The sequence below is a fragment of the Roseimaritima multifibrata genome (assembly GCF_007741495.1).
Classification (GTDB): domain Bacteria; phylum Planctomycetota; class Planctomycetia; order Pirellulales; family Pirellulaceae; genus Roseimaritima; species Roseimaritima multifibrata.
This window is the reverse complement of the sequence record NZ_CP036262.1, coordinates 4,239,862-4,255,050: the sequence shown is the minus strand read 5'-3', so window position 1 is coordinate 4,255,050 and position 15,189 is coordinate 4,239,862. Positions and strand designations below refer to the sequence as shown.

Below are 15,189 nucleotides of genomic sequence, written 5' to 3'. Positions count from 1 at the left end.
GAAAGTAACGCGACTATCCCCTCTTTTTCTCGGACGGTGTGAACCTGTTCCTGTTCGCGAATAACCTGGATTCTTCTTCAGACGGTTCCAGTCTGCACTTTCTGTCGTGGGAAAGACTCACGTCATAACCTACCCAGCGGAAGCGGATCGTTCTAAACTGCACGGCTCATTGAAAAAGCGAGTTTTGGGGATATTCCACTGATATGACCAGTGCTTCGACATCTGAGCCCGAGGATTGGGTTGAGGAATACGGCGATGCGCTTTATCGCTACGCCGTCTCTCGATTGCGTGATGCAACCGCTGCGGAAGAGGTCGTGCAGCAGACCTTTGTTGCCGGGCTTGAGCATCAAAGTCAGTTCGCAGGTAGGGGGACTCATCAAGGTTGGCTGATGGGGATCCTTAAACGGAAAATTATCGATTTCATTCGCGATCAGAGACGTATGACATCGTCTGAGTCGGTCGACCCCTCCGATTCGCTAAACCTGTACTTCGATGAGAGGGGGCGGTGGAAGAAGAGCATGCGTGAGACGCTTCTGCAGCCGCTTGATTCGATCGACCGAGCCGAATTTTGGCCGATTTTTCAAAAATGCTTGGCCGCCCTGCCAGAGAAGCAATCGGGCGTTTTTGCACTGCGGGAAATGGAAGAATTAAATTCCACAGAAATCTGTAAGGAGTTGAACATTACTCCGTCTAACCTGTGGGTCCTTCTGCACCGTGCCCGTATTCGGCTGGCTCGTTGCATCAAGTTGCGGTGGCTGCAGGAAAAAGAATAACGAGTGCTGATCTCCATGTTTTCATGCAAAGAAATTTCCAAGCTGGTATCTCAGTCGCTCGACGCGCCTCTGCCGCGTCGCAAGCGGATCGTCGTTTGGATGCATTTGCACATGTGCCGGTTGTGTGCCGCCTTTGCTCGTGATCAGCGTACCATGCGTGAATCGATTCATTCCGCAAGCGAAATCGTAGATGAACCGCGTAAGACGCATCCCGAATCGGGACTGACCGTCGAAGCCAAACAACGGATCAAAAAGTCGCTCGAATCTCGTGACCTCTAGGGGAACCGCAAACGCGTCCTCTTGTCGACGCTGCCAGCGTTTCGTTTGTTATTAGGCGACGGATGTGAAGGGGCGGATAACAAGGGTGCCTTCTCCGCTGCCGCCGGGCACAACATTCCATCGCTAGCTGTCGGTTTAATCGACTTCGCAGGTTCAGTGTCCCCTTTCGCTCTGCAAGCATAGCTCCAAAAGGACGTTTTTTCGCGGGGAACGTGCAATCTATAAATGAAGGGTTCGCAGCAGTTGAGGAGTCTACTTTGGGCCGAGTGAACACGTAGCCCGGAGGGCGGCAGATACTTGCCGGCGGCGTGAGCCGCCGGAGTGGGGACCGCGAAAAGAAAAGCCCAGCGGGCGACAGAACGAGAGAACGGCTCTTGTCTGTCGCCCGCTGGGCTTTATTGCGCACGCACACTAGGTTTCCGTTGGCTTACACCAACGGCAAGGATCTGCCGCCCTCCGGGCTGAAAGCACTGCACTAAGGACGTTTTTTCGCGGTGTAAACCTAAACGGCTCCTGACCCCTTTTCTTCGCCGGCGAAACTTGCCAAGGTTACGCCCCGACGGCTGAGCTTCAGCGGCGTATGGCTGAGCTTCCAAGATCACTTGCTGCGCAAGTCCTGCGATACATTTGAGGAGTGGCAACTAGCATTCACGAGCGCGTTAATCAGCGCCTCCAAACGCAAGCTTCCAGTTCGCAAGGAGCCACGCAACTACCCACGGATCGCCCACCCGCGCCGCCCCAAAACCACCAAGTTCCAAAAGTCATTGCGCAAGAAGAAAAAAACAAAAACCGAACAACCTCCACCCCCCGAATAGACTTAAAGTAAGTGGCATTGGGCGTGAGCCGCCGGAGTGGGGATCGCGAAAAGAAAAGCCCAGCGGGCGACAGAACGAGAGAACCACGTGTCTGTCGCCCGCTGGGCTTTATTGCGCACGCACACTAGGTTTCCGTTGGCTTACACCAACGGCAAGTATCTGCCGCCCTCCGGGCTGAAAGCACTGCACTAAGGACGTTTTTTTGCGGTGTGACCCTAAACGGCTCCTGACCCCTTTTCTTCAGGTTGAGATCGCTGCCGTTTGACCGTTTTTCGGCTAGTCACGGCGGAGGAACTTCTGGGCACGTTTGCCGATGATGTCTCCCACGTAAATATTGCCCTTGGAATCGAGGGCGAGGGCGTGCAGCCAGTTCACGTCCCCTGGCTGCTCCTTGTTGTCGGCTCCTTTGGGGATTGTCCACAGCTGGAGCAATTTTCCCTTCGTATTGAACTTCATTAGTACCTGGTCCTTGGGAGGACAACTGAGCGGCGCGTTGGGATAGTCGGGGTCTTGTAACCAGGGCATCGGTGATGCACCGCAAACCCAGATCTGATCTTCCGGCGTGACCCAAAAACCCCATGGAATGATGATGTTGTCCCAGCTGTCGACCAGTTTGCCGCCTTGGTTGTAAATCATGACTCGAGCGTTGTTGCGGTCGGCGATATAGAGCTGCCCGGCTGAATCGATGGCGATGGCGTGCGGAAGTGAGAACTGCAGCGGACCGGTCCCCAGACTGCCCCACGCCTTCACGAAGTTGCCGTCCTTGTCGCAATGGACGACGCGATTGTTGCCGTAGCCGTCGGTGATGAAAATGTCTCCATTGGCGGCGATCGCCATGTCGGTCGGTTTATCGAAGTGCGTTTCGTCATTGCCGGGGACGCCGGGAGTCCCGATGGTTTGCAGTACCTTGCCCTCGGGGCTGAACTTGCGAACCACGTGCAAACCGATATCAGCCACCCAAATATTTCCGTCATCATCGATTTTCAGATGATGCGCCGTTGCGATCGTGTCCTCACCCCATGAACGGACCACTTCGCCGCCGGGGGTGTAGACCTGGATCGGCGGCGTCGAACGCGTGAACACATAAACATTATCCTCTGCGTCGACCGCGACTCCGGGCACGGCTTCCCACTGGAACGTTTCCGGCTTGTTGGGCCAGTTCGGATCGACTTCATACCAGGGGGTCATGTTCACGCGCGGATAATCGGGACTTTTGCCCGGGTCGGGTTCGGCCGCGTTCTCGTTCGCTCGCGCCATGGGAGAAAGACTGCTTAGCAGGATGAACAAAAGGATGGCACGAAGACATTTCATGGTGTACGACTCGCTGTTAGAAAGGGGGCAAGATCGAAAGACGGCCGGTTAAAGGGGGGCCTTCGGCCGTACCGCTAGTCGCAATAGTCTAACGAATCCCGTTGTGGCAATGGGGGGAGGCAAGATATTCGGCTTGCGCCACAGAAAATAGGATGGTAGTGAACGTGTATCGTGGGGAATGACATGGTCCTCTAGATCCTTTGTAGGCATGTCTTGCCATTCTCGCTAAAAGTTCCGAGGATTGAGAAGCAGTCCGTGTCGTGTGAAGGTTGCGTACTATTTGATGGCGCCAAAAGCGGCGAAACAAGAGTTCTTGTGGAGCAGTTCCACATGGCGGAAGCCGACATTGCGTAGCAGATCTAGTTGGTACGTTACCGGACGAGGCGAATCTTCCTTGGCGATATATTGGAACACCGCGTCCCGGTAGTCCTCCCCGTTCAAGTCCCGCAGGTATTCTCCATATCGATGCCACATTAACTGTTGGACTCCGGCGGTCTCGTGGGAGATTAAGTCGGTCACCCAGAAACTTCCTCCCGGACGCAACAGACTGTGAATTTTCGCGAACGCCGTCTGCCAGTCGTCGTCATCGCGTAGATGATGCAACACGGCGGCGGCAAGAATCACGTCGTAGGACGCTTCCGGTAGCTCGCATTCACGAAAGTCACCGTGCCACGTAAGGATGTTGCCTGTGCAAATTTCTTGTAACCGCGACTTTGCTCGGTCGATCATCGGTTGGCTCAGATCGTTTAAGTCACAAGCAAAGTCTTGACCATATGCTTGCCTCAGTTTCAGCGTGTTATTTCCTGCTCCACAGCCGATGTCCAGGACTCGAGCGATCTTGGGCGTCGACGCAACGGCAGCATGGGTAATCAGCTCCATCGCCAAGGGAGCGTCAATCGTTGCCGATTGACCGGTTTCTAATTGCGAGAACCGTTCAACATCATTGTCGAAACGTTCGCGGATTTCTTTCGTTGTTGATTTGAGTGAAAGGTCATCCGTTTGAGGGTTGTCCATCCTGATTTCCTACGTGTAAGGGCGTTTGGCGATGTCCGCGACTAAGAGCGGGATTTTCTGCTGTCTTGGCCGAGAGGTCTTCGGTATTTGCAATCCGTTCTTTCGGGAAAGCCACCCTGAATATAGGCGATTGGTTTGTCTGTCTTGCAGCCTTCAGATCTGCAGCGTGTAAGAGTCGATTCGAGGAAATTTATGAAATCGATCGGCGGCGAAATTCACGGAAGCTGAACCGGCCGTTCATCAAATCTTCACATTTTGGGGCTGGGGGGCTGATACGACGCCCGTGAAATGTCGGACAGTTGAATTGGGGGCCGACCTTTTCTCTCTTTTCTCCCTTTGCTTCACCGAAATGGTCGCATGGCAACTTATATCGCACTGCTAGGCTTCTTGTTCGCCGCATATTCGATTGTCGCGAACGATGCGATTCAAACCCTGGGAACTTTTCTTAGTTCCAACGCAAAGCGTCCCTGGTGGGTGTTATGGGCTTTCGCTTCCACCGTCTTGATGATGGTGTTTATCTACGGCTGGTTGACGCACGATGGGGACGTCGCATTTGGACGGCTTTCAAAATTCCCTGTGCCGGTTGGTGGGATTACCTGGCTGCACCTGATTCCGCCTTTGGTCATTCTTTTCTTGACACGATTTGGTATTCCCGTCAGCACAACTTTTTTGGTGTTAGCGGTCTTTGCACCAGGAAATCTGGGATCGATGTTGACCAAGTCGATGATCGGTTATTTGGTTGCCTTTATCGTGGGGATCTTAGTCTATTTGGTGATCACGAAGACCTTTGAAAAGAGGATGATCGCCACCGCTTTATCCCCTCCTAAACCGTATTGGGTTGCTTTGCAGTGGATTTCAACCGGCTTTTTGTGGAGCCAGTGGCTTGTCCATGATCTGGCAAATATTTTTGTCTATCTGCCGCGTAAGCTAAGCGTGCTGTACTTCGTGTTTGCAGCGGTGGTGATGTTGGCCCTGCACGCGATCATCTTTGCTCGCCGCGGCGGGCCTATTCAAGCGATTGTCAACAGTAAAACAAACACCTCGGATATCCGATCAGCAACCGTGATCGATTTTATCTATGCGATCATTTTGATTGTGTTCAAGGAGCACAGCAACATGCCGATGAGCACAACATGGGTTTTCCTAGGTTTGCTGGCTGGTCGGGAAACGGCGATCGGAGTGTTACTAAAAGTGCGACCGATAAAACAGACGTCAGGGATTATTGCTCGGGACGCTGGGAAAGCGGTCGCGGGCTTGGTTGTCAGTGCTGGGCTGGCGTTTGCTTTGCCCGCACTGCACCGTGCTGTCAGTGGTGACAGCACTTCAACGGCTCTGCAGACCGAATCGAAATCAATCGCTCATCCGATTGCGACCGCTTCTCCGGAGGTCATGCCAACTCCAGAAGGAGGCGAACCCCGAGCCTTGGTGCCAGTGACGTTGAATCTTGGAACGAATGATTTGCGTTCAAGTTAACCGCGTCCTGTTGCGGGGTGTGAAAAGAGTTTGCCCTGTTTCCATGTCAAGAAATGTTCTCGTTTCTAATACTGCATAAGAAGCTTTGTGCGGCTGTCTAGTTCGTTACTGGATCGCTGCCTGAGCCAGTCGTTTTTGTTCTTCAAAACGCGGGTCGGATTCGGGGGGCTTTCCCGTGATCATTTCCGTTGCCCGTTGGTGGTTGATTAGAAATTCGATCCAGTCAAACCATGGCATTGGTGGGACACCTTGGCGTTTGCTGACCGACTGTTCCAGCCAACTGTCAAGGTTTGCCTTTGATTCGTCCAAAGCGATTTTCGATTTTTCGGTATCGCCCAGTTTGTGATACGCCATTGCCAGAACCGGTTTTTCAATTCCGTGGCCACCCCAGTTGGGTTCGTCGGCAAGTCCCTGTTCCAGGCGGGCAATGGCTGTTTGGAAATCGCCTGCTTCCAGATGTGCCCAGCCGGCCAAGTAGAGTTTGACCCCGAGTGGTATATGGGACCGTGGGCGTTTGGGGATGCCTGGTTCCTGAGGGCTATCGTCCAGTAAGCTTTCAGCTAATTCAGCCAAATCGCTCGCGTCTTGTTGTGAAAGTTCGCCAATCATGCGACCTCTCAAGATCGTTCCCCATGAACCGCCACCACCTGAATGTGCCAAAGCGTTGGATAGTTGGGCTTGCGCTGCTGGATTGTTAGCCATCAGGAACAGTTGGGGGACGCCCATGAATTCCGCTCCGTGAACGGGAGCTCCAAGTTCAAGAGCCTTGGCGTAATCGGCTGCGGCCGCTTCCCACAACCCTAGCTTGGCGTATAGCGAACCACGCTCCATCCAGACGTGGAAATAGCGAGGTTGCGTTTCGGTGGCAGTCATACACGCTTTGTGAGCATTCGCCCAATCCCCGCTTTCGGCGTAGGCACGGCCAGAGATCATCAGTTGATTTGCTCGTTTCAGTCGATCGGTAAACAATTCCAATTCGTCGTGTGACTGCGTCGCTTGGTTCTCGGCAATTTTGGCTTTTTGCAAAGCGGAAATCGCAACCTTGGCTTGCCAGATACTCACTCCGGTTCCGACTAGCAGGGCCGCGGCGATTGCGCCGATGGTAAATAGAATGGCCTTGTGTCGTTTTGCGAATTTCGAGAAACGATAGGCGGCCGAAGGAGGGCGTGCTTCGACGGGTTGCTCCATCAAAAATCGCTGGATGTCTTCAGCCATTGCGATCGCGCTTGGATAACGGCGAGCTCGGTCCTTATCAAGCGCCCGCATCACGATCCAATCCAGGTCCCCCTTCATCAGCGTCGACAGCTTACTCGGTTCCAGCTGTCGATTGGAAGAAATGGTGGTCGCCACCTTGCCAGCTAGAGTACTAAACCGAGCACTTGGACAGGGCGGTTCTTCTTCGCGAATAATACGCCGAAGTTCATCGAAACCAACACTGTTCAGTCGCTCGCGAGTGAATGGCGTCGACCCGGTTAACAGCTCATACAACATGACTCCAAGCGAATAGATGTCGCTGCGGGTATCGACATCGACGTTACTCATCTCCGCCTGTTCGGGGCTCATGTAAGCCGGGGTTCCGATCATCGACGCCAGTCGCGTGTAGAGCGTTTTATCGGTCAGGTTCTGGTCGCCGATCGCTTTGACGATTCCAAAATCGATGACTTTGGCGATCGGTTTACCGTCCTGCAAGGTAACCAAAACATTGGAAGGTTTCAGGTCACGATGGATGATGCCCTTTTGATGCGCATGCTGCACGGCCAAGCAGATTGACCGGAAGAGTTTCAGGCGATCCTGAGTCTCCAGGCGACGGTTGTCGCAGAATTCGATCAGGGGGACACCACGGACCAATTCCATTACGAAATAGGGTTGCCCATCGTTGGTGACTCCGGCATCAAAAATACGGGCGATGTTTTCGTGATCCATCATCGCGATCGCTTGTCGTTCCGCTTCGAAACGAGCGATGACTTCGTGGGTTTCCATGCCCGGTTTGATAATCTTCAATGCGACTCGGCGGCGAACCGGTTTCTGTTGCTCCGCTACGAAAACCAATCCAAACCCCCCTTCCCCGATTTGCTCCATCAGTTTGTAGGGACCAACCATCGCGCCAATCTTGTGACGCGACAGCGGCATGTTGGGCTGGAAACGGGTGATGGTTGGGGACAGGTCCGCGAGGATCGGTTTATCGACCGGACTGTCGCAGCGGTCGTGCTGTCGAAGAAGATCGCTCACGCTTGCCAGCAACGGTTCGTTGTCGCCGCATGCTTGTTTCACGAATTTAGCGCGTTCTTCTGGCGAGACGATTTCGATTGCGTCGGCAAAAATGTCTCGTTCGTGTCCGATCGACATAGTTTTGATTCCGGTCCTATGAATCCAATAGCATTTGACGTCCCAACCATGCTCGCGCGAACGCCCAATTGCGTTTGACGGTCCGTGGCGATACGCCGAGGGCTTCGGCGGTTTCACCAACGCTCAATCCGGTGAAATAACGCAGTTCAACCAGCTTTGCCAGTTCGGGTTCTTCGGCAGCTAGTTTCGTCAACGCGGCATCCAAATCTAGAAGCTCGTCGGGATCTCCCGCATGGATGATCGCGTCCTCTTCGCTGACTTGATATTTGGCAAATTCGCCTCCTCGTTTCAAGCTTTTCCGTCGCCGAGCGCTTTCGACAAGGATTCGCCGCATCGCTTCGGCTGCCGCGCCAAAAAAGTGTCCGCGGCTTTGCCATTCAATCGTATCGTTGTCTCCGTTACCGATCAGCCGCATGTAGGCTTCGTGCACCAGTGCGGTCGGCTGCAAAGTCTGCTCGGCCGATTCCCGTCGCATTCGGTGAGTCGCCAATCTGCGCAATTCCGCATAGACGAGAGGTAACAATTCGCTGGCTGCTGCGACGTCCCCCTGCTCAATCTGGTTGAGGATTTGCGTGACTTCGGTCAATTGGTCGCTCCAGGAATTGGGGGTGGCTTCGCCTGCTTGGATTTAATCAAGCATACCCGCTGTTCGCAATGGACGTAAATCATGACTCGGCGATGCTTGTCGACGGTGCGGGAGCGATTGGTGAACCAAGCTTAGGACGACTGAACCAGGCGACCGCGTCCAGGACCAGGCTGAACAGTAGGGGGATGACCAACAATGTGAAAACGGTGGAAAAGATCAGGCCGCCAACGACGATAGAACCTAGTCCACGATAGAGTTCACTTCCGCTACCGGGGGTCAGAACAAGTGGCAGCATCCCGAAGACGCTGGTACAGGTGGTCATGAAGATTGGCCGCATGCGGGTTCTTACCGATTCGCGGATGGCTTCACGGGGCGGCATGGGATCCGAATTGGCTTCTGCCGCACCATGTTCCCCACGCATATTGTTGAGTGCTTGGTGGACAATCAAAATCGCGTTGTTGACCACCACGCCAACCAGAATGACGAACCCTAACATTGTCAGAACGTCTAACTGTTGGCTCGGATCACTTTGACGTACAAACCACAATCCGATGAAACCTCCAACGGTTGCCAGCGGGACGGTGAACATGATGACCAGCGGGTAGAGAAAGTTCTCAAACAGAGCGGTCATCAAAAGGTAGGTGATGACAAGGGCCAGGAAAAAACGGCTGAGTGCGACGCTGCCGACGGACGCCCAGTTCCAGCCGTCCCAATTACCCATCAAAGACGATCGGACTTCTGACAAACGGTCAGCGTTGCCGGATAGGGAAACAAAAATGTCGCTTCCCAAATAGCCTTCGGTGCGAGCCTGTGCGACGACGTCCATGATCGTTTGTTGAGCCTGCTCCAGTGCGATGTCATTCGGTGGAGTGACAGTCAATGCGATCGCGCGTTGCTGTTCGACACGGCGGATTTCTTGCGAGGCTTCCGACGGGACAAAATCGGCGATCTGTCCAAGCGGAACCATAACGACTTTGCCGTTTGCTTCACGCACCGCGATCGGTAGTTCTTCGATTTCGTCAGGAGAGATTTCCGCTGCTGGATCCCGCAACAGGATCAGGTCAATGTTATCCCCTTCGAAATCGAAATCACCAACAAACGTCCCGTCGATCATGGCTCGAGCGGAGTTCGCCAATTCGCTAACGCTGATGTTCAGGCGTTTGGCGACTTCTTGTTTGATTTGCAACCGTCGTTCGGGCCCGGATTCATTGAAGTTGTCGGGCGACGATCGAACGGAGAATTTTGAAAACGCGTTTTGTAGTTCTTTTTCTAGATAGGTGCACGCGATTTTCAAACGTACTAGATCATTCCCGCTGATTTCGATATCGACCGCATTGGAACTGCCGGCACCGCGACCGAAAATCGAGGCTTGGGACGTTACGCCTTTACTGGCGGGGATGACCCCAAACGATTTGTTGAAAACCGCCGCCAAAGGTTTCACATTGTCGGGGTCCTGGCTGATCCCGACCATGAAAACGCTGCCACGGGCAACGACGAAGAAGTACTCCTTTAACGCAGGGATTTCTGTGTATTCTTCTCCGGTGCGTTGATCGACGACCGGACCATGCTGAGATGCTTCTGCTGAGTTTTTTGCGCTCCAGAATGGTTTTAGTTCTTGTTCGATGCGTTGTCCGACATAGTAGTTTTCCATCACCGAGTAGCCAGCGGGTGTCGACATCCGGCAGAACGTGAAGTTTTTGTTGCCGTTCGGTAAGTAGCTTGCCGGCGGCATCAGCAGCAAACTGAGCCCGATCGACACGAACATGGTGAGGCCGATCAGCATGATCCGCAGCCACGCGCTAGATACGCTGCGGAAGGTAAGCAAGTAAATCAGGTTGGCCCAGGCGTCGTTCAGCCAACCAAATATTCCCGATAACCCAAATAGGTTTGATAATCTGAAACGTGATTTCGGTTCTTCGGAAACCACGCCGCTGGGAGAGGGAATGTTCTCCGCCGAGGAACGCAGCAACAACGAAGCGGCGGTGGGGATCACGGTGATGGAGACCACAAACGACAATGCGACGGCAGCACAAACAGCCAGAATCAGGTCGTAGAATAATTGCCCTGCTTCGTCCTGGATCGTTAGTACCGGAGCAAAAACGGCAATGGTGGTTAACGTCGATGCAAGAATGGCACCCCAAACCTCGCGAGTTCCCTCGTAGGCGGCACGGGCTGGCGGGGACCCCATCTTTAGATGTCGGTCAATGTTTTCAAGGACGACGATCGCGTTGTCGACTACCATGCCAACGGCAAAACTTAACCCTGCCAGAGAGATCACGTTGAGGTTACGGTCCGCAAACCACATGACAACAAATGTGCCGACGACGGAGATCGGGATGGCCACTGCGATAATGAGTGTTGATCGTACGCTTCGTAGAAACAGCAACAGCACTAACACGGCTAGCCCGCCGCCCAGCCATAGGTTGTTACGCACCAGGCCCACGGCACTATAGATGTAGTAGGAGTCGTCAAACGCCATTCGCAAGCGAAGCCCATGGCGGTCATTCTTAAAACTCCGTAGGACGCCTCCTTCCGCGTTCATTTGGTCGACGACCACGTTGACTCGGTCGATGATGTCCAGGACGTTGCTACCGGTCTTTCTTTTGACAAAAATCGTCATCGATGTTTTGCCTTTGCATTGGTCGAAGTGGACCGTTTTTTCCAAAGCCAGTTCGACCTTTGCCACATCCGCGACTCGGATAGGGCTCCCTTCTTCGTCATATTTGATGATCGTGTCGCGAAGTGGCTCTAACGAATCGTATTGACCGACAACGCGAAAGCGTACGTCTTGGCGGTTGTTCGCCATGTCGCCTGCCGAAGCATTTACGTTGTCCAGGCGGAGTGCCGAATTCATTTCCGCGATCGTGATTCCCCGGCGGGCCAAAGCCTTCGGATCGAATCGGACTTGGATCTGATGCTGGCGGCCTCCTTTGATATCGATTTCGGCAACCCCTTCGATCCGTTCAAGGCTTGGCTTGAGGAAGCGGTCGGCGTAATCGTAGAACGTGGCTACTTCAAAATCGGGGTCATCGGCCTGGAGCAACAGATAGGCGATTGCGTTATCGCCGGCGGTGTCGGCCACGTCGATGATTGGGCGGTCGACGTCTTCGGGGTACTCGGGGACTTCATCGATTTTGTTGGAGACCTCTTGCAGAATGCGTTCCGGCGATGCACCAACATTGAATTCGAGCGTAATTCGTGCACTGCCCAAACTGGCCAGCGACGTCATCTTCCACAAACCTTGGACCGATTTAAGTTTTTGCTCCTGTTCGATGATGATCGATTTTTCGATCTCTTCTGGGCTACGGCCACTCCAGTTGGTTCGCACCGTAACGACCGGACGATCGACGTCGGGAACAAGTTGAACGGGGATTCTGGCAAGTGCAATCACGCCAAACAGCAATACCAGGATCACGCCGACCGACGTCTTGACGGGATTTTCAATCGAAAATTTGATAATGTCCATGATGTTTTTCTTAGGAGTCGATCGATTGAACTCAGCACAATTTGAGCGGATCTGCAGTGAACGGGAGTCCTGGTTTAGTCTGCGATTTGTTGTCCGGTACGGTAGGTTCCAGGCACCGGTTGCAGCAGCGATCGATCTGCGTCGATACGGACAAGGGTTCCTGGAGTTAGCCGTTCCAGTCCTTCGGTGACGACCTGGACGCCCGGTTGGACGTGTTCCTCATCGACGCTCCGCATGCAGGCGATCGCGTAAGCGTCTCGAGTATGAGACAGGACGCGGACCGGGATCGGTTGCGCGACCAACTGAGGAGCTCCGTTTGGTTTACCTGTTTCGCTTTTTGGTGTTTCCGCAGGTTTGGTTTCCGAAGCGGGCGAGTCGGCTTCGACCAGAACCCAGATGATCGATTCGTCGGGGGCCATTAAGACAGCGTCTCGCGGCACGAGTAGTTCAGTCGACTCTTGCGTGACCGGGACGAACGCGCTGACTCCCATTCCCGGACGCAGCTTTCCCTTTTGGTCTTCTAATTCGATTCGAACCGGAAAAGTCCGGCTGCCGACGGATCCTTGTGCATTGATGGAAAAGACGGTCCCTTGCAGTTCAAGACCAAGGCTATCGATCACCATGTCAAGGGTGTCGCCGACCGCGATGAGTGGCAAAGAGGCTTCGGGGACCATGATGCGTGCATCGATTCGTCCCGACGAAACGATTTCAACGACGGGACTTCCGACGGGCAGGTATTCACCAATTTCGGCATTCTTGGCAACAACGCTTCCATCAAACGGTGCGAAGATGTCTAGCCGCTCGTTGCGGGTAGTTGCCTCGTTCAACGCAACTTTCAGGTTCGCTAGAGAAGCTTCCAGTTCTGCGAAAAGTGAACGTTTCTGTTCGACTTCACTTGCCGACAATGCATTTCGCTTGAATAGATCCTCAAAGCGAACCAAGTCGGTTTTCTCGAAGGCGAGCGTCGCCTCTTTTTCGGTAATCAATGCGTTGATCTTGGCTTCCTCTAGCTTGAGCCAAGTATCATCCATCCGTGCGAGCAACGTCTCGCCAGCAACCACGTGGGACCCCTCATCGACAGGCAGTTCAATGACTTTTCCAGCGATTTCGGTCGCGACAGTCGCTCGACGAACCGCAATTAGGTCGCCAACAAGCGTTTTGACCGGGACGATCTTTTTCCGCTCAATGGTGCCAACACGGACCAGTTGAGCTTGGCGGCCGCCCGGCTTTTTCTTGGTTCCGTCGCCCGGACCCCCACCCGCAGCGCTGGCCGCCGCGGCCGGACGAAATTTGCTGATCGCCCAATACCCGAGGGCTCCACCAAGCAGGAACATGGTCATTGAAACCGATAGCATGGTCACAATGAATTTTTGTCGAGTTTGGTTTGGAGGGGGGACTTTATGCAGCATGGGATCTACAAAGGAGAGGGAGGATTTACAGGGCAATGCGAAATCGACACCAGGGCGGGGCCAAATTAGTTGATTGTAATTAAGGAAAACAGAGAAGGTGGACATCTTTTCACCTGCTGGCACGTAGCGACGCTCGCCAGAGCGTGGAAATTCCATCAATACGTTGCCAATAGATTTCACGTTTTCCGCGAAAGCAGCGTTAACGGAGCGTTCTTTCAACGGCGACGCGAATATTAAACCTGACGAATTCCAAGCAGGTTGCTGCTGTGCGGTAAGGCATGAGAAGATCCAAACCCGCTGCGTCAGCGAGGGAACGCGTCCAGGTGATTGCTGTCCCTCGCTGACGCGGCGGGTTGGGATTGTGAGCCCTGTAAGTTTCCGTCGGGCTTGTCCCAGTTGGTAATACAACTGGCAAGCCACCTAAAGCTTGCCCCTTCACTTCGTTCTTCTCCGCCCGTTTTCGATCGAGCAAGTTGGTAGCTGCCAGTTTTGAGCCCCCACGGCAAACCCGAAAACGGAACTCTTTGTGCAGCCGGCGGGCTTGGAGCGTCAACGCGATGACTCTCGTCGCTACGCTCGCCAGAGCGTGGACAGACCGGCAATAAGTCGCCTATCGATTTCGCGTCCCCCGCGAATGAACGCTCTCTTGAATCTGCTTTCGCGGGTTTGCAGGTCAGCGACGTGAGTGGTGCCGTCGTGGTAACAATGCATCAGCAACCACCGTCTGGCGACGTTAGCTATGGCAGTGACGTCGCCGGGACATTGTTAGCCCCCCGGTTTTTTGAGAGAGATAGTGGGGGCCAACACATCGTCTTTGTCGCCAACGGATGCGAGCAGACCGTCCGTAGACTGTCTAAGTGCCGCCGCGCTGGACAGCCAAGTATGAATGCGCCACGCACAATTCACACGGGCAAAATTGCCTATTGCCTATTGCCTATTGCCTATTGCCTATTGCCTATTCGGATGCGGGCTTGGGGCTGGTATCAACATCGACGTCGACCCGGCGGTCGACCTCTTCGGCCGCCCCTTTGGCTTTTTCCACTAGCGTTGATGTATCCTCTTTTACCTTTTCGGTGTCGATCTGGATCGTTGGATTGCCGTCTGGCGAGCTGAACTGAATCCAGCCAACTAGGGCCAACACTAAAACGACAATGGCTACAACGATGATGGCACGCATGTTCTTGAATCCAGGTTAGGTGGTCGAACGGTGAATACGCCGTTCGCTTGCTTCTTATTGCGAGGTGTTAGGCAAAAACAATCGACGAATTCGTCAAAGCATCAATGGGTTACTTTGACATCCACTTCGCCTGTATCGTTGGAGCGATCGATTTGCACGTTCGCCCCTGGGGTTTCGATGTCGACAATCTTCTCTTTTTGTTCGCAGCCGAAAGCCACAAAACCGATCGAAAGAGCGAATAGCAATGGGATTACGCGGAATTTTTTCTTGCTTTGAAACATGCTTGTTAAACCAATGTTTAATGGGGGGAGTTCATGGGACCCGATTTAATCGCCGAAGTACCCTCGTGCGATCAGCGGGCCATCTTGAGGCGGTAGCTGTCGATAGCACGTAATTGTAGTGCAGGACCTCAGTCTTAGGCAGTTGATGATAAAGCAATCGGTGTGCCGAAATCGAAATTGCCTGGCGAATCGTCAAGTATCTCGCCTAGCGGCCAGGCCGTGTGAGGATTGGTAGGCTGCGAAGGTTTTGGCGTCACGT

General features: G+C 53.7%; 11 protein-coding genes. 3 read left to right on the top strand and 8 right to left on the bottom strand.

All coding sequences use genetic code 11. The features are described from left to right. The first annotated feature begins 203 nt into the window (after window positions 1-203). Both FF011L_RS15275 and FF011L_RS15270 read left to right on the top strand, forming a co-directional pair. Complete coding sequence (locus tag FF011L_RS15275) at window positions 204-773, top strand: sigma-70 family RNA polymerase sigma factor (protein WP_145352511.1); 570 nt, start codon at window positions 204-206, stop codon at window positions 771-773. Window positions 774-788: 15 nt separating this feature from the next. Beyond that, window positions 789-1,052, top strand: a complete 264-nt coding sequence (locus FF011L_RS15270; protein ID WP_145352510.1) for an anti-sigma factor family protein — start codon at window positions 789-791, stop codon at window positions 1,050-1,052. Between the two features lie 1,091 nt (window positions 1,053-2,143). Here the strand turns inward: FF011L_RS15270 and FF011L_RS15260 are convergent. Together FF011L_RS15260 and FF011L_RS15255 are read right to left on the bottom strand one after the other, a co-directional pair. Continuing rightward, window positions 2,144-3,178, bottom strand: coding sequence for a peptidyl-alpha-hydroxyglycine alpha-amidating lyase family protein (locus tag FF011L_RS15260; RefSeq protein ID WP_145352509.1), 1,035 nt, complete (start codon window positions 3,176-3,178; stop codon window positions 2,144-2,146). Window positions 3,179-3,454: 276 nt separating this feature from the next. Further along, window positions 3,455-4,192 carry a class I SAM-dependent methyltransferase gene (locus FF011L_RS15255; RefSeq protein ID WP_145352508.1) on the bottom strand — a complete coding sequence of 246 codons (738 nt, stop codon included), beginning with the start codon at window positions 4,190-4,192 and terminating at the stop codon, window positions 3,455-3,457. 357 nt (window positions 4,193-4,549) lie between these two features. Here FF011L_RS15255 and FF011L_RS15250 point away from each other — a divergent pair, with 357 nt between their 5' ends. Then, window positions 4,550-5,665, top strand: coding sequence for a hypothetical protein (locus FF011L_RS15250; RefSeq protein ID WP_218932655.1), 1,116 nt, complete (start codon window positions 4,550-4,552; stop codon window positions 5,663-5,665). 105 nt (window positions 5,666-5,770) lie between these two features. Here the strand turns inward: FF011L_RS15250 and FF011L_RS15245 are convergent, their stop codons facing one another. The 6 genes from FF011L_RS15245 to FF011L_RS15220 all read right to left on the bottom strand — a co-directional run bounded on the left by FF011L_RS15245 (window position 5,771) and on the right by FF011L_RS15220 (window position 14,930). Next, window positions 5,771-8,011, bottom strand: a complete 2,241-nt coding sequence (locus FF011L_RS15245) for a serine/threonine protein kinase (protein ID WP_145352507.1) — start codon at window positions 8,009-8,011, stop codon at window positions 5,771-5,773. A 16-nt stretch (window positions 8,012-8,027) separates the two neighbouring features. Next, a complete protein-coding gene (locus tag FF011L_RS15240; protein ID WP_145352506.1) occupies window positions 8,028-8,597 on the bottom strand; it encodes an ECF-type sigma factor in 570 nt (189 codons plus the stop codon). Between the two features lie 79 nt (window positions 8,598-8,676). Further along, a complete protein-coding gene (locus FF011L_RS15235; protein ID WP_145352505.1) occupies window positions 8,677-12,063 on the bottom strand; it encodes an efflux RND transporter permease subunit in 3,387 nt (1,128 codons plus the stop codon). Window positions 12,064-12,137: 74 nt separating this feature from the next. Next, the gene (locus tag FF011L_RS15230) at window positions 12,138-13,472 is read right to left on the bottom strand and encodes an efflux RND transporter periplasmic adaptor subunit (RefSeq protein WP_218932654.1); all 1,335 of its coding nucleotides are present in this window, start codon (window positions 13,470-13,472) and stop codon (window positions 12,138-12,140) included. Between the two features lie 955 nt (window positions 13,473-14,427). Then, window positions 14,428-14,649: a hypothetical protein gene (locus FF011L_RS15225; protein ID WP_145352503.1), complete on the bottom strand. Its 222-nt coding sequence runs from the start codon at window positions 14,647-14,649 to the stop codon at window positions 14,428-14,430. A gap of 101 nt (window positions 14,650-14,750) precedes the next feature. Beyond that, entirely contained in the window at window positions 14,751-14,930 is a 180-nt protein-coding gene (locus FF011L_RS15220) for a hypothetical protein (RefSeq protein WP_145352502.1), read from the bottom strand. Window positions 14,931-15,189 lie beyond the last annotated feature (259 nt).

Coding starts and splice junctions, on each gene's coding strand:
- FF011L_RS15245 (WP_145352507.1), bottom strand. CDS start 8,011: ATGTCGATCGGACACGAACGAGACATTTTTGCCGACGCAATCGAAATC.
- FF011L_RS15235 (WP_145352505.1), bottom strand. CDS start 12,063: ATGGACATTATCAAATTTTCGATTGAAAATCCCGTCAAGACGTCGGTC.
- FF011L_RS15230 (WP_218932654.1), bottom strand. CDS start 13,472: ATGCTGCATAAAGTCCCCCCTCCAAACCAAACTCGACAAAAATTCATT.
- FF011L_RS15275 (WP_145352511.1), top strand. CDS start 204: ATGACCAGTGCTTCGACATCTGAGCCCGAGGATTGGGTTGAGGAATAC.
- FF011L_RS15270 (WP_145352510.1), top strand. CDS start 789: ATGTTTTCATGCAAAGAAATTTCCAAGCTGGTATCTCAGTCGCTCGAC.
- FF011L_RS15225 (WP_145352503.1), bottom strand. CDS start 14,649: ATGCGTGCCATCATCGTTGTAGCCATTGTCGTTTTAGTGTTGGCCCTA.
- FF011L_RS15260 (WP_145352509.1), bottom strand. CDS start 3,178: ATGAAATGTCTTCGTGCCATCCTTTTGTTCATCCTGCTAAGCAGTCTT.
- FF011L_RS15250 (WP_218932655.1), top strand. CDS start 4,550: ATGGCAACTTATATCGCACTGCTAGGCTTCTTGTTCGCCGCATATTCG.
- FF011L_RS15220 (WP_145352502.1), bottom strand. CDS start 14,930: ATGTTTCAAAGCAAGAAAAAATTCCGCGTAATCCCATTGCTATTCGCT.
- FF011L_RS15255 (WP_145352508.1), bottom strand. CDS start 4,192: ATGGACAACCCTCAAACGGATGACCTTTCACTCAAATCAACAACGAAA.